The following is a 21,596-nucleotide window of genomic DNA, read 5'->3' on the forward strand; positions in this document are numbered from 1 at the left end:
GCTCAGGCGACCGCGTATTGCCACGCGAAGAACAATGCGAGTCCGAAGCCGATCGTCGCGAGCGCGTGACGCGTCGTGAAACCCACGATCGCGGTGCCGAGCGCGGCGACGAGTTGCGGATTGCGCCAGCTCAGCTCGGCGTCGCCGTGATGCGGCGCGATCACGATCGGGACGACGATCGCCGTCAAGACGGTGACGGGTACGAAGCCGAGCGCGGTCCGGACGATCGGGGCGAAACGGATGCGATGGCCGAGCAGCAACACGGACGCCTTGACGCAATACGTGACGATCGCCATGCCGACGATCATCAAAATGCCCGACGTCGTGCTCATGATGCGGTCCTCCGTTGTTGCCAGAGCGTGACGATGGTCCCGACCGCGACGCCCGCGAGGACGGCCGCGAGCAGCCCGAGCTGATAGGGCAGATGCCGCCATGCGTAGGCGAGTCCTCCCGCCACGATCGCGGCGAGCGCGAAGCGCGCGACGCGTGCCTGGGGCATCACGATCGCGATGAAGGTCGCGACCATCGCGAAATCGAGTCCGAGCGACTGGAGGCCGGGAAACGCCGCGCCGAACCAGAGCCCGATCAGCGTGAACGCCTGCCAGTTCAGATACATCGCGATGCCCGAGCCCAGAAAGTGCCAGTGCGCGACGGGCGAGCCTGGCGCGCGGCGTTCGTAGTCGATCGCCACCGCGAATGTCTCGTCGACGAGCAGCATGCCGAGCAACGCGCGCCAGCGCAGCGGCAGGTGCGCGAGCCGCGGCGACAGCGATGCCGCGTAGAGCAGATGGCGGCCGTTGACGATCAGCGTCGTGAACCAGATGACCGGCAGCGCCGCATGGCTCGCGACGAGTCCCACGGCGATGAACTGGCTCGATCCCGCGAAGACGGCGAGCGACATCCATTGACCGAGCCAGGGGCCGAGCGCGTGGTTCGGCAGCGTCATGACGAGCGCGCCGAAAATGATGCCGAACGGCGCGGCGCCGACGAGCATCGGGATCGTGTCACGCATGCCGGCGATGAACGCGGCGCGACGCGCATGGGCCGGCGGCGCGCCCGCGGGGTCGGCCGAAGGCGTCGGCGCGGAGGCCGCGTGCGACGCGCGCGCATCGCGCGTGGGCGTCGGCCGCGGGGCCGTTCTCATCGGGTGGGTTGTTCGGGTCGTCATCGTGCGTGAGTGCGTGATTCGGGCGCGTGGTCAATGAGTCGAGATCTCGGCTTCGTCCTCGATCCGGTGCGGCATCGGGTCCTCGGCCGCGTGGAGCCGTACCGACCAACTGACGCCCACGACGAGCAGGGCGATCGCGGCGACTTCGAGTCCGCGCGGCCAGCGCGCGTCGTAGGCGAATCCGTAGATGAGCGCGAACAAGGTTTCGAACACGATCATCTGCCCCGAGAGCGTGAGCGGCAGCCGCTTCGCGGCGGCGTTCCAGAGGCCGTTGCCGAGCCACGACGCGCCGACCGCGAGCACGAGGTTCAGCGTCCAGAACTGATGCCAGCGCGCATCGGGCAGCGCCGGCTGCACCATGCCCGCGGGCAGCGCGGCGACGATCAACGCCAGCACGAGGCCGAGCAGGCCCGTGGCGATGCCCCAGAGCGTCGACCACTCGTGACCCGTGAATTGCGGGTTGCGCTGCAGGTAGCGCGCATTTTCGACGGCAAAGCCTGTCCAGCTTACGAGGGCGCCCACGGCGCAGAGCACGCCGACGATCTGCGAGCCGGTGCTCGTGGTGCCCGACGCGCTCGGCGCGCCGGCCGCGCCGAAAAACACGTCCGCATTGATGCATGCGATGCCCGCGAGCACGAGCCCAAGCGGCAGCGCGAGCCGCGCGAGCGGCACCGCACCGTGATCTCGGCGTCCGACGAGCGTGACGGTCACGGGCAGCACGCCGATGATCAGCGAGGTCGGAGCGATCCCGACCCGGTGGACGGCTTCGGCGAGAAACACGTAGTAGGCGAGATTGCCGGTCAGCGCGAGCCGCAGCAATGTGAGCGCGTCGCGCATCGTCAGTTTCGGCCAGACCGTGCGCGCAATCGGGACGAACGCGAGCAGCGACACCGCGCCGTACATCATGTAGCGGCCCGCCGAGAGCAGCCACGGCGAGAAATCGGCGAGCAGGCGCGGGGCCAGAAAGACCGTGCCCCAGAGGGCGCCGGCCAGGATTCCGTAGATCACTCCGCGCTGCATTCGACGTGTCCTCGTTCATATGCGTGTCGTTGAAGAGCGCACAGACTAGAGCCCGCGGTCGCGCGCCGTCTTGTGAAATTCTGCAGACCGGGCGGTAAAACCTGCAGTTTCAAGGGGCTGCGACAACGAATCGGCAAGCTTCGCGTATAATCCGCTTTTGCGCCTATAGGATTTGCTATGCGTCTTATCCAAAAAGCACTCACGTTCGATGACGTGCTGCTCGTGCCCGCGTTTTCCAGTGTCCTTCCGCGTGACACTCGCCTCCAGACCCGCCTGTCCCGCAATATCTCGCTGAATATCCCGCTCGTCTCCGCCGCCATGGATACGGTGACCGAAGGTCGCCTGGCGATCGCGATGGCGCAGCAGGGCGGGATCGGCATCGTCCACAAGAATCTGACGCCGGCCGATCAGGCACGCGAAGTCGCGAAGGTCAAGCGTTTCGAGTCGGGCGTATTGCGCGATCCGATCACGGTGCCCGCGCATATGAAGGTGCGCGACGTGATCGAGTTGTCGCAACAGCATGGCATTTCCGGTTTTCCCGTTGTCGAGGGGCCGCAGCTCATCGGGATCGTGACGAACCGCGACCTGCGCTTCGAGCCGCGCCTCGACGAACCCGTGCGCGCGATCATGACGCCGCGCGAACGCCTGATCACGGTCAAGGAAGGCACGCCGCTCGCCGAGGCGAAGGCGCTGATGCACCATCACCGGCTCGAACGCGTGCTCGTCGTCAACGATGCGTTCGAGTTGCGCGGCCTGATCACGGTCAAGGACATTCTGAAGGCCACCGAGCATCCGCTGGCGGCGAAGGATCAGCACGGCAAGCTGCGCGTCGGCGCGGCGGTCGGCGTCGGTCCCGACAATGAAGAGCGCGTCGAGCTGCTCGTGCGCGCGGGTGTCGACGTCATCGTCGTCGATACGGCGCACGGCCACAGCCAGGGCGTGCTCGATCGCGTGAGCTGGGTCAAGAAGCATTTCCCGCAGGTCGACGTGATCGGCGGCAACATCGCGACGGCCGACGCGGCGCGCGCGCTCGTCGAATATGGCGCGGACGGCGTCAAGATCGGGATCGGTCCGGGTTCGATCTGCACGACGCGGATCGTCGCGGGCGTCGGCGTGCCGCAGATCACGGCGATCGCGAACGTATCCGAAGCACTCAAGGGCACGGGCGTGCCGTGCATCGGCGACGGCGGGATCCGCTTTTCGGGCGACGTCGCCAAGGCGCTCGCGGCGGGCGCCGACACGGTCATGATGGGCAGCATGTTCGCGGGCACGGAAGAGGCGCCCGGCGAGGAATTCCTGTTCCAGGGCCGCACGTACAAGGCGTATCGCGGCATGGGTTCGGTCGGCGCGATGAAGGACGGCGCGGCCGATCGCTACTTCCAGGACAACTCGGCGAATATCGACAAGCTCGTGCCGGAAGGCATCGAGGGCCGTGTCGCGTACAAGGGCAGCGTCAATGCGATCCTGTTCCAGTTGACCGGCGGCGTGCGCGCGAGCATGGGCTATTGCGGCTGCAGCACGATCGAGGAATTCCACGAAAAGGCGGGTTTCGTCGAGATCACGACGGCGGGCATGCGCGAGTCGCATGTGCACGACGTGCAGATCACGAAGGAAGCGCCGAATTACCACGTCGATTAAGCGCTTGCGCGTCAGGGCCGTGCGCCACGCGAGGGTTGCGGGGGCCGGGCGCGTTGCATGCTGCATGTCGCGGGTCAGCCGCACGCTACGATGTGCGCGCTGACGTGTGCGCGGATGCGCGGATACCGGGCGTGCTCGCGCCAACAGGGAGACAGCGATGAAACCGATCTTGCGCGCATTACTCGTCGTCGATGGCGTGCTCACGCTTGTGCTTGGGCTCGCGCTCGTTGCGTCGCCGTGGGCGAACACGATCGTCGCGTTGCAGGCGGTCGCACCCAAGCCGCCCGCGCTCGGACAGTTGTTCGGCATTGCCTTGCTCGGGTTTGCGTGGCTGCAGTGGCACGCGGCCTATGACGGCCAGCTCACGGTTGCGGTCGCACGCGTGACGGGACATGTGAACTGGATCAGCGGGGTCGTGTTGCTGGCCTGGCTGATCGCGCTGCATGACCCGTCCGTCGAGGCGAGTCGCGCGATCGTATTTTCGGGGCCGGTGATCGCGCTCGTGCTGCTCGTGATCGGAGTCGGGCTCGTGCGGCTTGCGGATGCGATCCGTCGTCGCGCGCGCGCGTCGGCCGATCCGTCTGTATTCGCCGACGAGGCCGAGCAGCGCGATCGCGCGCGTATCCGCGAGCGGGACCGTGAAGCGGCGAGCCCGGTCGAACCCGCGTTCGCGCGCGGGCATCGCGTCGCGGCCGAACCTGTTGCCGATGCGTCGCCGTCGCCGTCGTCGTCGGTATCGGGACAGCACGGCGCTCATGAAAACGATGTACGCGACCCGCGTGTCGCGTTGCCGCCTGACGATATTCGCAGGCCGCTATGAAGATCCACACAGCAGTCAGTCACTCTTGAACCTATGTCGACCGCACCCACCCACACTGTTCCGCACGACCGCATCCTGATTCTCGATTTCGGCTCGCAGGTGACGCAGCTCATCGCGCGTCGCGTTCGCGAGGCGCATGTCTACTCGGAGATTCATCCGCACGACGTGGATGCCGAATTTGTGCGTCATTTCGCGCCGAAGGGCATCATCCTGTCGGGCGGTCCGAACTCGGTGACCGAGGACGACACGCCGCGCGTCCCGCAGGTCGTGTTCGAGCTTGGCGTGCCGGTGCTGGGTATCTGCTACGGGATGCAGGCGATGGCCGAGCAGCTCGGCGGCAAGGTCGAGGGCGGACATACGCGCGAGTTCGGCTATGCCGAGATTCGCGCGCATGGGCATACGAAGCTGTTCAGCGGCATTCAGGACTTCGTGACGCCGGAAGGGCACGGCATGCTGAAGGTCTGGATGAGCCACGGCGACAAGGTCACCGAATTGCCGTCGGGCTTCAAGCTCATGGCGTCGACGCCGTCGTGCCCGATCGCGGGCATGGCCGACGAGGATCGCGGTTTTTATGCGGTGCAGTTTCACCCTGAGGTCACGCACACGGTCCAGGGGCGCACGATTCTCAATCGCTTCGTGCTCGAGCTTTGCAAGGCGCGTCCCGACTGGGAGATGGGGCATTACATCGACGAGGCGGTCGAACAGATTCGCGCGCAGGTCGGCGACGAGCATGTGATTCTGGGGCTCTCGGGCGGCGTCGATTCGTCGGTCGCGGCCGCGTTGTTGCATCGTGCGATCGGCGACCAATTGACGTGCGTGTTCGTCGATCATGGTTTGTTGCGGCTCAATGAAGCCGAGCAGGTCATGGAGACGTTCGCGAGCCACCTGGGCGTCAAGGTCATCCATATCGACGCGAGCGAGCAGTTTCTCGGCAAGCTCAAGGGGGTGACCGATCCCGAGGCGAAGCGCAAGATCATCGGCGCCGAGTTCGTCGAAGTTTTCCAGGCCGAGGCCGGCAAGCTCAGCGATGCAAAGTGGCTTGCGCAGGGCACGATCTATCCCGACGTGATCGAGTCGGCGGGCAAGGGCAAGAAGGCTGCGCAGACGATCAAGAGCCATCACAACGTCGGCGGGCTGCCCGAGACGCTCAATCTCAAGCTGCTCGAGCCCTTGCGCGAGTTGTTCAAGGATGAGGTTCGCGAGTTGGGCGTCGCGCTCGGTTTGCCGCCGGCGATGGTCTATCGTCATCCGTTCCCGGGCCCGGGTCTCGGCGTGCGGATTCTCGGTGAGGTCAAGCGCGAGTATGCGGACCTGCTGCGCCGCGCGGATGCGATCTTTATCGAAGCCTTGCGCGAGATGATCGATCCGACGAGCGGCAAGTCGTGGTACGAGCTCACGAGCCAGGCGTTCGCGGTGTTTCTGCCGGTGCGCAGCGTCGGCGTGATGGGCGACGGCCGGACCTACGAGTTCGTCGTCGCGCTGCGCGCGGTGCAGACGCAGGACTTCATGACCGCACATTGGGCGCATCTGCCGCATGATCTGCTCGGCCATGTGTCGAACCGGATCATCAACGAAGTGCGCGGGTTCAATCGGGTTGTCTATGACATCTCGGGGAAGCCGCCGGCGACGATTGAGTGGGAGTGAGGGGTTCTTTTAGCGCCCGTTTGAATCCATGTGTAGCGATGATCGACACTCGATCATGCATGCACGACTCTGACTCCAAATGCCGGAGCGCAGGTCCGTAAGTCCTAGATCGCTAGGAGATGCCGACTGCGCTTCGCGTGAAGTCCGACCTACCGCCATTTGGCGGTAGGCGCGGGCAACGTGCGGATAGGCTGGCTTGAGCCCGTCTGCGATGCCCGCGACTTGCCTGACCTGTTAGCCATGCCTTCAGGTTCAGGCCGCCGAAGGACGCCGCTGAAGACATAGCGGCTTCCTGCATTGCTTGCCATCAGTCTGAAGTTCTCACCTCCCCATAGGGCTGCCGTGTATCGTCGCGTGGCCCCGTTCCATTCGTCGAAGCTCCAGTATCTGATAAGCCGTCTTGGTGCCGGCAACCGCGGTGGTGCGGGACCGGTGCGCGCTCCCTTCTACACCCTCGCCGCCGACTTCACGCAGCTCGCGATTTCGGATGGCTCGAGGTAACAATGTCATCTTCGTGTTACATTATCTGGGTTTTACGTACCATGAAGGTGGCAAAATGCCGACCCCCCATGCACCGTCTTCAGCCGTCCGGCGGGCACTCCGTCAATTGGGCGCCGATATTCACGACGCGCGCCGCCGCCGCCGATTGACCATGGCGGTGATCGCCGAGCGCGCTTTCACTTCGCGAGCGACTGTGCAGCGGGTCGAGGCGGGTGATCCAGGCGTGAGCATGGGCATCTATGCGGCCGTGCTGCTGGCGCTTGGGCTTTTGGGCGGACTGCAAGAGGTTGCCGATGCCGCCCACGATACCGTGGGGCAATCGTTAGCCACTGCGGCACTGCCGCAGCGCGTCCGGCTGCCGCGTAGCCGCGAGAAGAGCGACCATGGCTGACGTCGAGGCGTATATCGATCTCGACGGCACGTCGCGACCCGTCGGGCTGCTCAGGCGCCATGCGTCACGCCGCGAAGAAACAGTCACGTTCGAATATGACGAGACCTGGCTGGCCGCCGACGAGCGCTTTTCGATCGAGCCGGCGCTGGCCTTGACGCGAGGCCTGTTCCCACCGCCGGCCGATCAACCCATCTTCGGCTCGATCGGCGATTCGGCGCCGGATACCTGGGGACGCCGTCTTATGCAGCGTGCCGAGCGTCGACAAGCCGAACGCGAAGGACGACGGGTCCGCACGCTCGGTGAACTCGACTATCTGTTGGGGGTAGCCGATGAAACTCGACTGGGTGCGTTGCGTTTTCGCCGAAGTGGAGACGTGGAATTTCAGGCGCCCGCTCCCACCGGTGTTCCGGCGATCATCGAATTGGGGCGGCTGCTTCAAATCACCGAGCGCATTCTGCGGGACGAAGAAACGGACGAGGATCTGCAACTGATCTTCGCGCCTGGATCGTCACTCGGCGGCGCACGTCCCAAGGCTTCGGTCATCGACCAGTACGGCCACTTGTCGATCGCCAAATTTCCGAAGGAGGCCGACGAATACAGCATCGAGACCTGGGAGGAAGTGGCCCTTCGATTGGCCGAACGCGCCGGCATTTCCACCCCGCATCACGAACTGCTTCAGGTAGCGGGCAAGTCTGTGCTGTTGTCGCGCCGCTTCGATCGCGCTGGGAGCATTCGCATTCCGTTTCTCTCTGCAATGTCGATGACGGGATCGCGTGACGGCCAACGCGGCAGTTATCCGGAACTCGTCGACGCATTGACACAGCATGGCGCGACGGCGCGAGCCGATGCTGCACAGCTATATCGTCGCGTGACCTTCAACGTACTGGTCTCGAATGTCGATGATCATTTGCGCAACCACGGATTCCTCTGGACCGGTCGAAACGGTTGGGTACTGTCACCGGCATATGACCTCAATCCCACGCCAACCGACGTCAGAGCGCGCATTCTGACGACCAATATCGATCTCGACGAAGGCACGTGTTCGGTCGGCCTCCTTGAGAGCGCGGCGGCATTTTTCGGCTTGTCGCTGAAACAGGCTCGGGCCACGATCCGCGAGGTGGCCGCCGTGACACGGACATGGCAGGCGGTGGCTCAGGAAGTCGAGTGCAGGCGCTCGGAGATCGCTCGCATGGCAAGTGCGTTCGAGCACGATGACCTTGAGGCCGCGTTGCGGTTGTGACGGTATTGAGCATTGCGTTCGAGCAAGGCCGGTCGTGCCGCTCGGCATCGCCGATGAGGTTGAACTCAGGATGGGTGAATGCCGAGCCCATGACCGAGGACGATGGACGGCTCCGATTCGGTTGGGGCGATCGTCTTAGGTCACCCCGATCTCAAACAAGCGATGCGTTTCATCGCGCTCGGTGCCGCCCGCGCGGGCTCGTTTCCAGCCGAGCGCGCGGCCGTAGGCGCCGAGCGCACCGTTCTCGATAAGCTGCGCTTCATCGACCGCGACGTGCTCGTCCGCGAACGGATGCACGTATAGCGCATCGGCGGGGCAATACAGCTCGCACATGAAGCAGGTTTGGCACGCGTCTGGTCGCGCGATGACGGGAATGCCGCCCTTGACGGTATCGAATACATGGGTCGGGCAGACATCGACACAACGGTCGCAGGCAGTGCAGCGCGACGGGCTGATGAGTTCGATCAAAGCGGATTTGTCCTGTCAGGGAAGGGCGGATTCGGCGACAGCCCGCCGGCGCAGCGCGAGCTCACCGTTGACGCCGCCGATCAGCAGACGAGAAGCGACGCCGCCTTGCGACGGATAGTCGTCACGCCGATGCATGCCGCGCGTTTCGCGACGCGCGAGCGCACTCGTGTACGACAGCTTCGCGACATACATCAGCGCATACGCACTGCGGCTCGCCGCATGTGACGCATCGGTGCCCGCGCGCGTCGCAAGCGCAGCGTCGATCGTCCGCAGAGCCGCAGTCAGCCGAGGTTCGCCGCGGAACAACTGTACCTCCGGCGGACGCACATCGCGTTCCAGCGCTTCGGCGGCCGCATGCGGGTCGCTCGTAGCAAGCCGCGCACGGTGTGCGTCGATGTCGACATCGGCCGCCGGCACGCTGCCGTAGGCTTTCGCGAAGCGGCTCGCCGCCTCACCCGACGCGCTTCCCGTGGCGATGGCCCACGCCGCGTTCGGCGAACCGCCGCCCGTGCGCGCGCCGACAATCACTTCGCGCGATGCCGCATCCCCCGCCGCATAGAGGCCGGGCACGTTCGTGCTGCCGTCGAGGCCGACAAGATCGATGCCGCCCGTGCCGCGGACCGTGCCTTCAAGTCGCAGGCCGACGGGGAAGCGCGTCCGGAACGGGTCGATACCCATCCGATCGAAGGGCAGGAACGCATTGGCCTGACCCGAGCGCAGCCATCGTTCGATCTCGGACGTCGCACGATCGAAGACGGCGAACACGGGCTCGCGGATCAGCGTCTTCGCGACGGGAATGAAGGCGTCGTCCTCGTCGATATGCAGCGCTTTGCCGTCCTGTGTCGAGTAACTCGCCCAGACGAACGGCAAGCCCTTGGTGACCGACGAGAAGGCTGCCGCGAGCCCATACTGGCTCGAGAACTCCATCCCCGAGAACAGGGCGCCCGCTTCGGCCGCCGCCAGATGCCCGTCGCCCGTGCAGACGTCGGTGCCCAGCGCACCGCCCAGAAACGCGCAGCCGCCCGTGGCGATCACGCACGCATTCGCATCGACCTGCCAGCGCGAGCCGTCACGGCGCTCGCCGAACGCGGCCGTGACGCGGCCTTCGCGTTCGTCCCGTACAAGGCCGAGCAGCGGCGCATGGTCGAGAAGGGTCACGCCCGCGCGCCGGATCTGCTGCCGCATGAAGCGCATATAGTCGGGGCCGCGCAGCGTGGCGCGATTCGGTGTGCCGTCGTCCTTGCGCGGGAACGGATAGCCGAGCGTCTCGAGCAAATGCAATTGACGCACCGACGCTTCGAGCACGCTCGACGTCCACGCCGCCTCACTCAGTTCGCCGCCGCTGCGAAAACGTTCTTCGAAATGACGTGCGTAGTCTTTCGGGTCGGGTACGTACCAGACGTTGTTGTTCGAGGCCGCCGCCGCACCCGACGTGCCGCAATAGCCCTTGTCCGCGAGCACGACGCGCGCGCCGCTGCGTGCCGCCATCAGCGCGGCCCACGTCCCCGCCGGGCCACCGCCCGCGACGAACACGTCCGCTCGCAGCGCGATGTCGCTCGGATCGTGTCGCGCGCTCATGCGTGCCCATCCCACGGCACGAGCGCCTTTTGCACGCGCCGCAAACCCCATTCGATCGCGGCGGCGATCAGCGCGATCACGATGATGCCCATGATGACCACGTCGGTCTCCAAGAACTGTCCGGCGGACTGGATCATGAAGCCAAGCCCTCGCGTGGACGCGATCAGTTCCGCTGCGACCAGCACCGACCAGCCCACGCCCAGGCCGATGCGGATGCCCGTCAGCACGTCCGGCGCGGCGGAAGGAATCACCACGTAACGCACGATCTGCCCATTCGTTGCGCCGAGCGCGCGCGCCGCACGGACCCGTCCCGGCTTCACGCGCTTCACGCCTTGCCGCGTCGCGATCGCGAGCGGCGCGAAGATGGCGAGCCAGATCAGTACGACCTTCGACGGCTCGCCGATCCCGAACCAGATCACGATGAGCGGCAAATAGGCGAGCGGCGGAATCGGACGATAGAACTCGATCAGCGGATCGACGATCGCCTGCGCGACGCGATTCATCCCCGTCAGAATGCCGATCGGAATCGCCGTGACGATCGCCAGCAACAGCGCCGCGAGCATGCGGTGCAGGCTCGCGAGCGTGTGTTCGAGCAGCGTGGCGTCGCTGGAGCCGGTCGTGGCCACGACGACGAATTTGTGCGCGACGGCCGCGGGCGACGGCAGGAACACCGGACTGACCAGTTGGAGATGGGCGGCGACGGCCCACGCCGCGATCAGGACGGCTAACGTCGCCGCGCTGATCTGGCGCGAACTGATCCACGCCCCGTGCGGCGTGCGTACCGCGTCGTTCGAGCCGATATGGACCGGCGCTTCGCGTGCGTCCAATATTTCAAGGGCTTTCGGCGAGCCGCTGGCCGCCCGCACGGAGTGATCGACCGCGCTCATATCGTTTCTCCTTCATCGGCGAAGAACTTCGTTTCGAGTTCGTCGCGCAGTCCGACGAAGGCCGGGTCGTTGCGAATCGCGCGCGCGCTTTCACCCGCCGCGAAACGTCGTCCGAAGTCCAGTGCGCGCACGGTGTCGATACGGCCCGGGCCGCCTCGCATGAGCACGAGATCGGTGGCCATGAAGAGGGCTTCCGTGATGTCGTGCGTAATCATCAACATGGCCTTGTCATAGCGCGTCCAGAGCTGGAGCAGATATTCCTGCATGCGTTGACGCGTGAACGCGTCGAGCGCGCCGAGCGGTTCGTCAAGCAGCAGATACCGCGGATCGACGGCCAGCGAACGCGCGAGATTCACGCGCTGACGCATGCCGCCCGAGATCTTCCAGAGCGGATAGCTCGCGTACTCGCTCAAGCCCGTCAACGCGAGCAGGGAATCGACCTTGTCGCGCCACGCGTCGCGCGGCAAGCCGAGCAGCTTCAAACCGAAGCCGACGTTCTGCGCGACGTTCTGCCACGGCAGCAAGGTATCGTCCTGCGAGACGACACCGCGTTCCGCGCCCGGTCCGGTGACGGTTACGCCATCGAGCGTGACCTTGCCGGCGGTGGGCGCGACGAATCCCGCGATCACGTTGAGCAGCGTCGTCTTGCCGCATCCCGAAGGGCCCAGGACCACCGTGAAGCTGCCGTCGCGCAGATCGAGATCGATGTCCGAGAGCACGGTATGGCGCCGCGAGCCCGTTTCGAAGGCGACGTGGACCGATTCGACGCGAATCATCGTCTGACCTGTCGCGTCGATTTACTGCTTGATCGCCTGCTGCACATAGGCGGCAGTGACCGTCGGACCATAGTCGGGCAACAGCGTATCGAGGCGCTTCTGCTCTTCGAGGAATTTCGATGTATCCGCGAGCGCCGCGGCCGTGCCGCCGCCCAGCAGCGTGCTGCCCGGTTGCTCGCTCAAAAGCGGATAGCTCGTGCCGCGCAGCAACGGGGGCACGTCGGCCGGATCGGAGCCGCTCACGCGCGCGATCGCCTCGACTTCCGGCGAACTCGCCGTCCAGTTCGCGCCGTTCTTGCGATAGTCGTCATTCACCTGACCCGTCACCTTCGCGAAGCTCACCAGAAAGTCGGGATGCGATTGCGCGAAGTCCTTGCGCGTCACCCATGCGAGGAATGTCGGCGAGCCCCATTTGCGCACGTCGGCCGAGGTCGTGAAGATCTTGCCCGTCTTCTGGATCTTGCCCAGCGCGGGTTCCCATACATAGGCGCCGTCGATGTCGCCGCGCTCCCATGCGGCGGCGATTTCGGGCGGCGCGAGATTGAGGATCGTCACGCGATCGGCCGGCACGTTCCAGTGCTTGAGCGCGGCCAGCAGGCTGTAGTGCGTGGTGGACACGAAGGGCACGGCGATCTTCTTGCCGATCAGGTCCTGCGGCGAATTGATGTGGCTGCCGTTACGCACAACGAGGGCTTCCGCCGAACCGATTTCGGCTGCGACGAAAAACGTCTCGATCGGCAGGCCGCGCGTGACGCCCGCGGCGAGCGGACTGCTGCCCGTGAAGCCGACCTGCACGTCGCCCGAAGCCATTGCGGCGATCACATCGGCGCCCGTGTTGAACTTGCGCCAGTTGATCTGATAGCCGCTGTCCTTTTCGTAAAGACCCTTGGCCTGCGCGATCTTGGACGGCTCGATATCCGTCTGATAGCCGATGGTCACGATCTTGTCGGCGGCTTGCGCGACCGATGCGCCGACGATTGCGCTGGCGATCGCGCCGGCGAACGACAGAGCAAGCAGCCGAAGGAGTAAGCGTGTGTTCATTGCATGGACTCTGAAGGGATAGCGCGAATAGAGGAAGGCGCCGGGCGGCGCTTAACGTACGGCATGCAGCACGGCGTCGATTTCCACGCGCGCGTTGCGGCCCAACTGCGCCACGCCGATCGTGGTGCGCGCGGGAAGCCGCGCCGCATCGTCGAAATAGCGGTCGTAGACGCGATTGAAATCCGTGTAGTCGGCGTCGAATTCGCGCAAGTAGATGCGCACGAACACCGTGTTCGACAGCGCAAAGCCCGCGTGTTCGACGATCCGTTCGAGATTGCGAAAACACAGCTGCGCCTGCGCCTCGATGCCTTCGGGCAACGGATGATCCGGCGCGTCGGGATCGACGGGCAGTTGTCCCGTGACATACAGCCAGCCGCCGGCTTCGACTGCATGGCTATAGCGTGCCGAGGGCGGCGGCGGAGCGGCAGAGGGGGCTCGATGGAACACGATGGAAGACATGACGTCTGGGCTCTCCAGGAGCGGGATGCACGCATCGAATCGGTGTGTCGTTGTTATAACAACGACAGGGTGAGGCGAGTATAGGGTTGCGCCGGTCGCGGTCAAAACGATGATTTCTGACATGCTTATGCCGGCGTCCGATTTGCGTGCCGCGCATGTCGTGCACAATCACGCACTCGGCGGCGCGTTGCCGCACTAAGGGTTCAACGATCGATGGGAAAAGCCAGACACGCTGCCGCCACGTTATACGACCGCATTCGCGATGCGCTGCATGCGCGCATTCTCGACGGCACGTATCCGCCGGGTTCGCGGCTGCCGACCGAGCACGCGCTCTGCGAGTCGCACGGCGTGAGTCGAATTACGATCCGTCAGGCGCTTGAGCGTTTACGCCAGGAAGGATGGGTCGAGAAGATTCATGGGCAGGGCACCTTCGTGCAACGATCGCGTGCCGTGCAGAACGTCAGCGCGCTGCAAAGCTTCTCGGAGGCGATGACGCCGTTCGGACATCGCGTGTCGAATCGCGTGGAAAGCGCGCGGATCGTCGAGGCCAACAGTCAGTTATTGGATCGCTTGCGATTGGACGCACAAGCGCAAGTGACCGAAATCCAGCGCGTGCGGATGTTGGACGGCGCGGCCGTGTCGTTCGAAGTCACGTATGCGGCCCATGAGATCGGCGCGCAGTTGCTGATCGCCGATCTCGCGAACCGCGATATTTTTCATGTGATCGAGCAGGACTGCGGCGTGCGCATCGGTCATGCGGATTTGTCGATCCGATCGATGCCCGCGAGCGGTGCGGTGGCGTCCGGACTCGAGGTCGAGCCGGGCAGTTCATTGCTATGCATCGAGCGCGTCGTGTACAGCCGCGACGGCGCGCCCGTGCTGTTCGAGGCCCTCCATTATCGCGGGGACGCGTTCCAGTATCAGTTGAGAATCGAACGCGCGAAGCGGTAATGCGCGATCGCGCGACGCCTGCGCAACGGCGGTGTGCGATGCATGCGGCGCATACGATCGCATCGATGCCGCTCATCACGGTTTCCATCGATACCCCAGCGACTTAACGCGGGTTCGGCACGATCCACGGTGTCGCGTCGGGGCGGATGTCGACGCGCTCGGCGAGAAAGTCGAGAAACGCGCGCACGCGCAGCGGCAAGTGGCCGCCCTGGCCCACATAGACGGCATGGATGTCCTCGACGTCGCCCGGATTGCAGTCCTCGAGCACAGGTTGCAACCGGCCGGCGGCGATATCGTCACGCACCTGAAACGCCGCGAGGCGCGCGAGCCCCAGACCCGCGAGCGCCAGACGGCGCAGCGCTTCGCCGTCGCTCGCTTGCGCGTTGCCTGTCACGGGAAATACGCGGTCCTCACCCGCCTGTCGCAGCGGCCATCCGGCTTGCGCGCGCACGTAGTTCGCGCCCAGGCGATTGTGGTCGAGCACGTGTTCCGGTGTCGCAGGCGTACCGTGACGCGCGAGATAGCGCGGCGCGCCGACGATCACCATGCGCGTGCCGCCGAGTTTGCGTGCGATGAGATTCGAGCTCTTCATCGGACCCGCGCGCACGGCGACGTCGGTGCGCTGTTCGAGAATGTCGACGACCTCATCGGTCAGCACGATATCCAGTTCGACATCGGGATGACGCTCGAGGAACTCGGGTGCGAGCGGAAGCAGGACGTGATGCCCGAACGGCACGTTCGCGTTCACGCGCAGACGGCCGCGCGGTACGGTGCGTTCGCTGACGCAGCGTTCGGCTTCTTCGAGATCGGCGAGGATGCGCACGCCGCGCTCGTAAAACGCACAGCCTTCGGACGTCAACTGGATTTGCCGCGTCGAGCGGTTCACGAGGCGCGTGCCCAAACGCTGTTCGAGCCGCGCGACGAGCTTGCTGACTGCCGAGGGCGTCATGTCGCACGCGCGCGCGGCAGCGGAGAAACCGCCGAGTTCGATCACGCGCACGAAGACTTCCAGTTCGCCGGATCGATTGACGTCGAGACGGGCCATGACGGGCTCCTCAGTGAATTCACGGCATAAGCGCTGTTCCTTCGGCAAGTCTAGTTCAATTGAGTCGTTGAATTCACCATTTGCTCGTTCATGGCTATTGAATTCATCGATATGAAACGAATCACCCCCTCTCTCTCGTATGCGTGCGCCGCGCGCATCCTGGCGTTGACCGCGGCCGTCGCTGTCGCGCCCGTGCCCGTGCCCTTTGCGATGGCGGCGTCGCCCGCGTGGGTCGCGACTTGGCAGGCGAGTCCGCAGCCCGTCTGGGGATCTGAGTTCCTGTTTCCGACGCATGTGCCGCCGATCCTGCAGGACCAGACCGTGCGGTCTCTCGCGCGCGTCAGCCTGGGCGGGCCGCGCCTGCGTGTTGTGCTGTCAAACGCGTATGGCAGTCAGCCATTGATCGTCGGAAAGGTGACGGCCGCGGGGACGCAAGGAGATGGCGCGGTGCGCGCGGATCGGCTGCGCGCCGTGACGTTCGCCGGCCGCGACGGCGTGAGCATTCCGCCCGGCGCATCGGTGACGAGCGACCCCGTGGCCTTGTCGGTCCCCACGCGTGCGCAGCTTGCGATCAGCATTTATGTGCCAAATGAAACGATGGTGAATACATTTCATTGGGACGGCCGACAGACGAGCTGGATCGCGCCCGGCGATCAGACGTCGATGCCGACGCTATCGAACGGAAACGGCGCGATCGTCACGACGACGGTCCGCGTGCTGTTGACCGGCATTCAGGTCGAAACCGAACCCGCGGCGCGCACGGTCGTCGTGATCGGCGATTCGATCACCGACGGTGCGACGGCGACCCTCGATCGAGACAGCCGCTGGCCCGACTTCCTGGCCGCGCGCTTCGCGCCGCGCAATGTGGCGGTCGTCAACGCGGGCATCTCGGGCGCGCGCTTGTTGTCCGACGGCATGGGCGTGCGCGCGCTCGCGCGTTGGGATCGAGACGTACTTGAGCAGCCCGGGGTGCGCAGCGTCATCGTGATGCTGGGCATCAACGATATCGCATGGCCCGGCACGGCGTTCGCCCCGCAGGCGCGCCGTCCGTCGCTCGACGATCTGACGACGGGTTACCGTCGGCTCGTCGAACGCGCGCATCGTCATGGCGTGCGTGTGATCGGCGCCACGCTGACGCCGTTCGAGGGCGCGTTGCCGGGTACGCCGCTGAGCAACTACTACGACATGGACAAGGACGCGCTGCGCGAACGCGTGAATGACTGGATTCGCCGCAGCGGCGTGTTCGACGCGGTGATCGACTTCGATGCGGCCTTGCGCGATCCGGCGCATCCCGCTCGAATCGACGCGCGCTACGACTCGGGCGACCATCTGCATCCCGGCGATGAAGGCAATCGCGCGATGGCCGAATACGTTGATCTCGATGCCGTGGCGCCGGGACGCGATTCGTTACGGGGTCTGATACCTAATCCGATACGTCATCCGATACCGAATCCATGACGCGGTAACGGAAATAAAACGTCAAATGCGGCGCGTAGAACCTTTCCTCGATCTCTGTCAGGCTGAATCCAATCCGATTGCACGCGAATCGAAAGCAAAACGAAGGATTGAATCTTTATAAAGTCAGCATTGACGGGGAGGTTGCATGGTCGAGCCATTTCATAGGTATGCTGCGGAGTCGACCGCCGATGCGACGACGCGATCGGCCGAGTCTTCGCGTGGCTCGGATCACGACCGGGTTTCGCCGGCGCCGCTCGTGAGCGCGTTGCAGATCCCCGCGTGCTGCTTCGATCAAGCGGGCGACGTCATCAGCATCAACGACGCATGGGTCACGTACGCGGGTCTTTCGGGCGAGGCTTTGAGCCAACGTCAATGGATCGAACTGATCGAAGCCGAGCATCGATACGATGCGCTGTCGGCGCTTCGCGCGGTGCCTGCGTTCTCCGATCGGACCGAAATCAAGTGCCGGCTTGACACACGCCATGCGGAGGCGCGCTGGTTCGTCGTCCATCTCCATCGCCTGGATGCGGCTTGGCTTTGCACGTGCACGGACATTCACGATCTGATGGCCAACACGCGCGAGCTCGAACATCGCGCGTCGATGCAGACGGACATGCTCAATGTCAGCGTCGATTGCATCAAATTGATCGCGCCGAACGGAACGCTCCTCCATATGAATCGCGCCGGATGCCTGGCCTTGGGCGTCGGCGAGGATTCGGGCTTCGGCATGCCCTGGCTGCCCTTGCTGCCCGAGGATATCTGGGTGCAAGGCGAAGCCGCGTTGAATATCGCGCGCACGGGGCAATTCAGCCGATTCCCGGGGCGCAGCGTGGTGCCCGGCCAGCCGCCCCAGTACTGGGACAATATGCTGACGCCGATTTTGAGCGCCACGGGGAATACGACGGCGATCATGTGTGTGTCCAGGGAAGTCACACGCGAACGCGCGGCGCTCGATTCCGTTCAACGCAGCGAGGAACGGCTTGCGATTGCCGCCCGCGTGGGAGGGCTCGGCGTCTGGGACTACGATATCGCGCTCGACGTCCTTCATTGCGACGAGAACTGGTATCGGATCGTCGGTCGCGATCCGAATACGCCGATCGTCTCGATCGACGCGTTTCGCCCGTTGATTCACCCCGACGACGTCGACAAGGCCACCGAGGTCGAAAAGACCGCGAAGGAGCTCATCGCATCGGGGCAGGACTACGGCATCGAATTTCGTGTCGTGCGTCCGAGCGGCGAGATTCGATGGGTACGATCCGTCGCGTATCTCCAGCAGGAAGACGGGGTCGCCAGGCGCGCGGTCGGCTTTATGGTCGACATTACCGATGCGCGCCGCGCCGAACTTGCGCTGCGCGACGAGAATCGCCTGCTCGAAGACGAGAAGGCATCGTGGCGTCGCCAGAGTCTCGAGGATTCGCTGACGGGCATTGCCAATCGCCGGCATCTCAACGAGGCGCTCGATCGGATCTGCCGCGGCGAAGCGCGTTCGGGTACGCGCATCGGCATCACGTTGATCGACATCGATTATTTCAAGCGTTACAACGACCGGTACGGACATCCCGCGGGGGATCGCGCGCTCCGGCTCGTGGCGACGGCGTTGCAGGCATGCTGCCGACAGTCGGATTTCGTGGCGCGCTACGGCGGCGAGGAATTCATGATCGTCTGGCAGGACATCAAGAATCCGGTTCCGCTGCTTGAAAGCGTCGGCAATGCGATTCGGCGGCTCGACATCGCGCATGACGCATCGCCGACCGGACAGATCACGGTCAGTTGCGGATGCGCGGTGTTCGATGCGACGCATCCGAATTTATCGGCCGCGTGGCTCATTCAGCAAAGCGACGAGGCGCTGTACGAGGCGAAGTCGCTTGGGCGAAACCGATACGTCGTGCGCGAGATCGGTCGCTGAAGGCGGGCGAGGGCGCATGCGGATCGGCGGCAATGACGCGCGCATGCAACGCGACCCTCGACTTCGCTGCGACGTTGCGCGGCCCTGCGCATCGTTGTGACGTGATGTAGCGGTCCGTGCGCGGTCCGTGCGCGGGGCGCGCCGCAAGGGCGTGTAACGGCAGGCTTGCCGACATGACGCCTGAATAATGCGCAAGCGCAGACTCACAAAAACTGTCACGCGAATCGGATTGGGCCGATCGAACGCGACACGCAGGGAATCGTGCGGTGCAGTGCGAGGCCATGCCATATGACGCCTTATGCTACGCATCATGCAATACGGCGCGGTATCGCAGATGATGTGAATCGCATCGACGGCGGCACAAAGAAAAAAGCCTGGCCGAAGGCCAGGCTTGACGCATCTTTATTACGCTTCTCTAGGCATCGGACGCGAGGCGGACTTGAAAAGCACGACGTTCACGTCATGAACGCGCTCTCGCTAAGCGCATCTCCGCTCGCATTCCGATTCACGCTTAGTCATACAGCACGGCCGCAATCTTCGGATCGCTCATATTGGTCTTGTCGTACCAGTAGAAGCCCGTATCGACCTTCTTCGGCAACGTCTGCCCCTTGAGCGCCTTGACGGCCGAATCGACGACACACTTGCCGATGCCGACGGGGTTTTGCGTAATCGCGCCGGCCATGAGCCCCGAGTTGATATCGTCCTTCTGCTCCTTGCCCGAGTCGAAGCCGATCAGCACGAGCTTCTTGCCCGATTCCTTGACGCCGATCGCCGCGCCTTCGGCCGAGCCTTCGTTCGCGCCGAAGATTCCCTTGAGATTCGGGTTGGCCTGAATCATCGCCTTCGCGATTTCGGCGGACTTCAAGTGATCGCCCGCGCCGTACTGGATCGAGACGATCTTGATGTTCGGGTGCTTCGCCTTGATCTCGTTGACGAAGCCATCGCGACGGTCGACGCCCGTGCGGCTCGTCTGGTCATGGACGATCACGCCGACTTCGCCCGAATTGCCGATCAGGTCGGCCATTTTGTCGGCTGCAAGCGCCGCCGCCGCGAGATTGTCGGTCGAACATGTCGTCAAGGGAATGTCGCTGTCGACGCCCGAGTCGAACGCGATGACCGGGATCTTGTTGCTCTGCGCCTTCTTGAGCAGCGGAATCGCCGCCTTGCTATCGAGCGCCGCGATGCCGAGCGCTTGCGGATTCTTCGCGAGCGCGGCCGACAGCATGTCGATCTGTTTGTCGACCATCGCTTCCGTTTCCGGACCTTCGAACGTGATCCGCACATTGTTCTCCTTCGCGGATTGTTCGGCGCCGGCCTTGACCGCTTGCCAGAACTGATGCTGGAACCCCTTCGAAATCAGCGGAATATAGATTTCGTCCGCGACCGCGAGACTGCTGCCGCCGACCAGCGCGCTGATACCGACGGCGATACTGATGAGTGTTCTCTTCAACATATCGATCTCCTCCAAAGGTTGGCCTTCCGATTGCAGCCGTAATGGGAGCATCGGTGTGCTCCCGGTTCTTGCTCTGTTGACATGCGCGTTGCGTGTGACGCGCACATGTGTCCGGTGTCAGATCCTCCTGCGCCGCAAAATATCGGCATAGACCGCGAGAATGATGATCAGCCCGGTGACGACGATTTGCCACTCCTGTGCGACCGACATGATGCGCAGGCCATTGGTCAGCACGCTCATGATGAAGGCGCCGATGATCGTGCCGAGGATCGTGCCCGAGCCGCCGCTGAGTGATGTTCCGCCGATCACGACGGCGGCGATCGCCTCGAGTTCATAGCCTTGGCCGAGCGCGGGCTGCGCGGAATTCAGACGCGAGGCGATGAGCAGACCCGCGATGCCGCAAATCGCGCCGCCCACGCCGTAGATCGCGATCTTCCAGCGATCGACGTTGACGCCCGACAAGCGCACGGCTTCCTCATTGCTGCCCAGCGCGAACGTATAGCGGCCGAGCGCCGTGCGATTCAAGGTGATCGAACTCACGATCGCGAGCACGAACAGGATCAGCACCGCGTTGGGAATCGGCACGCTCGGCAACAAGGCGCCGATGATCGAATCCTGCGAGATCATCGAGAAATTGTCGGTGTCCGTGAAATAGATCGGCTTGTCCGCCGAGACGACGAGCGAGAGGCCCTTGAGCAACATCATCATGCCGAGCGTCGCGATGAACGGCGGGATCTTCATCTTGGCCGTCAAGGTGCCCGAGACCGTTCCGCAGATCGCACCGGTCGCGATCGCCGCGATGACGCCGATCCACATCGGAAAGTGCCAGTAGGTCAGGAACACGCCGCAGATCACGGCGGTGAACGTCATCAACGTGCCGACCGAGAGATCGATGCCGCCCGTGATGATCACGAACGTACACGCGATCGCGAGCACGCCGTTGACCGCGGTCGCCTGCAGAATGCCGAGGATGTTGTCGATCTGCATGAACGCCGGCGATGCGAAGCTGAAGAAGATCAGCAACAGGATCAGGCTCGCGAAGGCCAGCAGCTTCTGCAGGGCCGTCGGCGTGAAGAGGCGGGCTCTGAGTCCCGTGGCGCGTCCGTCGTTGTCGAGTGCTGCGGTATCCGATCGCAATGTCATGTTGTGGAC

Annotated in this window: 20 protein-coding genes and 1 pseudogene; 9 read left to right on the forward strand and 12 right to left on the reverse strand. The window is 64.3% G+C overall.

The features are described from left to right. Positions 1-2: 2 nt before the first annotated feature. From D7S86_RS13560 to D7S86_RS13570, 3 genes are all read right to left on the reverse strand, one after another. Positions 3-332, reverse strand: coding sequence for an AzlD domain-containing protein (locus D7S86_RS13560; protein WP_121087274.1), 330 nt, complete (start codon positions 330-332; stop codon positions 3-5). Further along, a complete protein-coding gene (locus D7S86_RS13565; RefSeq protein ID WP_240648155.1) occupies positions 329-1,012 on the reverse strand; it encodes an AzlC family ABC transporter permease in 684 nt (227 codons plus the stop codon). Before D7S86_RS13565 ends, D7S86_RS13560 begins: the two co-directional genes overlap by 4 nt. A gap of 186 nt (positions 1,013-1,198) precedes the next feature. Beyond that, positions 1,199-2,188 carry a DMT family transporter gene (locus tag D7S86_RS13570; RefSeq protein WP_121087278.1) on the reverse strand — a complete coding sequence of 330 codons (990 nt, stop codon included), beginning with the start codon at positions 2,186-2,188 and terminating at the stop codon, positions 1,199-1,201. A gap of 177 nt (positions 2,189-2,365) precedes the next feature. On the opposite strand from D7S86_RS13570, the gene guaB reads away from it, so the two are divergent. The 6 genes from guaB to D7S86_RS30520 all read left to right on the forward strand — a co-directional run bounded on the left by guaB (position 2,366) and on the right by D7S86_RS30520 (position 8,725). Next, the gene (gene guaB, locus D7S86_RS13575) at positions 2,366-3,826 is read left to right on the forward strand and encodes an IMP dehydrogenase (protein WP_121087280.1); all 1,461 of its coding nucleotides are present in this window, start codon (positions 2,366-2,368) and stop codon (positions 3,824-3,826) included. Positions 3,827-3,983: 157 nt separating this feature from the next. Then, entirely contained in the window at positions 3,984-4,646 is a 663-nt protein-coding gene (locus D7S86_RS13580; RefSeq protein WP_205962805.1) for a hypothetical protein, read from the forward strand. 33 nt (positions 4,647-4,679) lie between these two features. Next, positions 4,680-6,290: a glutamine-hydrolyzing GMP synthase gene (gene guaA, locus D7S86_RS13585; RefSeq protein ID WP_121087282.1), complete on the forward strand. Its 1,611-nt coding sequence runs from the start codon at positions 4,680-4,682 to the stop codon at positions 6,288-6,290. Positions 6,291-6,777: 487 nt separating this feature from the next. After that, the gene (locus D7S86_RS13590) at positions 6,778-7,182 is read left to right on the forward strand and encodes a helix-turn-helix domain-containing protein (protein ID WP_240648134.1); all 405 of its coding nucleotides are present in this window, start codon (positions 6,778-6,780) and stop codon (positions 7,180-7,182) included. After that, positions 7,175-8,422 (forward strand): type II toxin-antitoxin system HipA family toxin, encoded by a 1,248-nt coding sequence (locus tag D7S86_RS13595; RefSeq protein ID WP_121087284.1) that lies wholly within the window; start codon positions 7,175-7,177, stop codon positions 8,420-8,422. Before D7S86_RS13590 ends, D7S86_RS13595 begins: the two co-directional genes overlap by 8 nt. 102 nt (positions 8,423-8,524) lie before the next feature. Beyond that, positions 8,525-8,725 carry a hypothetical protein gene (locus tag D7S86_RS30520; protein ID WP_338069179.1) on the forward strand — a complete coding sequence of 67 codons (201 nt, stop codon included), beginning with the start codon at positions 8,525-8,527 and terminating at the stop codon, positions 8,723-8,725. A gap of 12 nt (positions 8,726-8,737) precedes the next feature. Here D7S86_RS30520 and D7S86_RS30525 read toward each other — a convergent pair. The 6 genes and pseudogenes from D7S86_RS30525 to D7S86_RS13625 form a co-directional block, all read right to left on the reverse strand. Further along, positions 8,738-8,890, reverse strand: a pseudogene (locus tag D7S86_RS30525) (4Fe-4S dicluster domain-containing protein); the annotation flags it as partial. 15 nt (positions 8,891-8,905) lie between these two features. Beyond that, a complete protein-coding gene (locus D7S86_RS13605; protein WP_121087288.1) occupies positions 8,906-10,468 on the reverse strand; it encodes an FAD-dependent oxidoreductase in 1,563 nt (520 codons plus the stop codon). Next, complete coding sequence (locus tag D7S86_RS13610) at positions 10,465-11,355, reverse strand: ABC transporter permease subunit (RefSeq protein WP_121087290.1); 891 nt, start codon at positions 11,353-11,355, stop codon at positions 10,465-10,467. The genes D7S86_RS13605 and D7S86_RS13610 overlap by 4 nt, the downstream gene beginning before the upstream one ends. Next, positions 11,352-12,131, reverse strand: a complete 780-nt coding sequence (locus tag D7S86_RS13615; protein WP_121087292.1) for a taurine ABC transporter ATP-binding protein — start codon at positions 12,129-12,131, stop codon at positions 11,352-11,354. Before D7S86_RS13615 ends, D7S86_RS13610 begins: the two co-directional genes overlap by 4 nt. Before the next feature lie 21 nt (positions 12,132-12,152). Then, complete coding sequence (tauA, locus tag D7S86_RS13620; RefSeq protein WP_121087294.1) at positions 12,153-13,172, reverse strand: taurine ABC transporter substrate-binding protein; 1,020 nt, start codon at positions 13,170-13,172, stop codon at positions 12,153-12,155. A 51-nt stretch (positions 13,173-13,223) separates the two neighbouring features. Beyond that, positions 13,224-13,631, reverse strand: a complete 408-nt coding sequence (locus D7S86_RS13625) for a RidA family protein (protein ID WP_121087296.1) — start codon at positions 13,629-13,631, stop codon at positions 13,224-13,226. A gap of 213 nt (positions 13,632-13,844) precedes the next feature. Between D7S86_RS13625 and D7S86_RS13630 the strand changes: the two genes are divergently transcribed. Further along, on the forward strand, positions 13,845-14,582 hold the full coding sequence (locus tag D7S86_RS13630) for a GntR family transcriptional regulator (RefSeq protein ID WP_121087298.1): 738 nt from the start codon (positions 13,845-13,847) through the stop codon (positions 14,580-14,582). 103 nt (positions 14,583-14,685) lie between these two features. On the opposite strand, the gene D7S86_RS13635 is transcribed toward D7S86_RS13630, so the two are convergent. After that, positions 14,686-15,627 (reverse strand): LysR family transcriptional regulator, encoded by a 942-nt coding sequence (locus D7S86_RS13635; protein WP_121087300.1) that lies wholly within the window; start codon positions 15,625-15,627, stop codon positions 14,686-14,688. 111 nt (positions 15,628-15,738) lie between these two features. Between D7S86_RS13635 and D7S86_RS13640 the strand changes: the two genes are divergently transcribed. Beyond that, on the forward strand, positions 15,739-17,085 hold the full coding sequence (locus D7S86_RS13640; RefSeq protein ID WP_121087578.1) for an SGNH/GDSL hydrolase family protein: 1,347 nt from the start codon (positions 15,739-15,741) through the stop codon (positions 17,083-17,085). Between the two features lie 256 nt (positions 17,086-17,341). Next, complete coding sequence (locus D7S86_RS13645; protein WP_158601944.1) at positions 17,342-18,991, forward strand: sensor domain-containing diguanylate cyclase; 1,650 nt, start codon at positions 17,342-17,344, stop codon at positions 18,989-18,991. 511 nt (positions 18,992-19,502) lie between these two features. Here D7S86_RS13645 and D7S86_RS13650 read toward each other — a convergent pair. Together D7S86_RS13650 and D7S86_RS13655 are read right to left on the reverse strand one after the other, a co-directional pair. After that, positions 19,503-20,444 (reverse strand): ABC transporter substrate-binding protein, encoded by a 942-nt coding sequence (locus D7S86_RS13650; protein ID WP_121087305.1) that lies wholly within the window; start codon positions 20,442-20,444, stop codon positions 19,503-19,505. A gap of 117 nt (positions 20,445-20,561) precedes the next feature. Further along, entirely contained in the window at positions 20,562-21,587 is a 1,026-nt protein-coding gene (locus D7S86_RS13655; RefSeq protein WP_121087307.1) for an ABC transporter permease, read from the reverse strand. Positions 21,588-21,596 lie beyond the last annotated feature (9 nt).

The sequence above is a fragment of the Pararobbsia silviterrae genome (assembly GCF_003628125.1).
GTDB lineage: Bacteria > Pseudomonadota > Gammaproteobacteria > Burkholderiales > Burkholderiaceae > Pararobbsia > Pararobbsia silviterrae.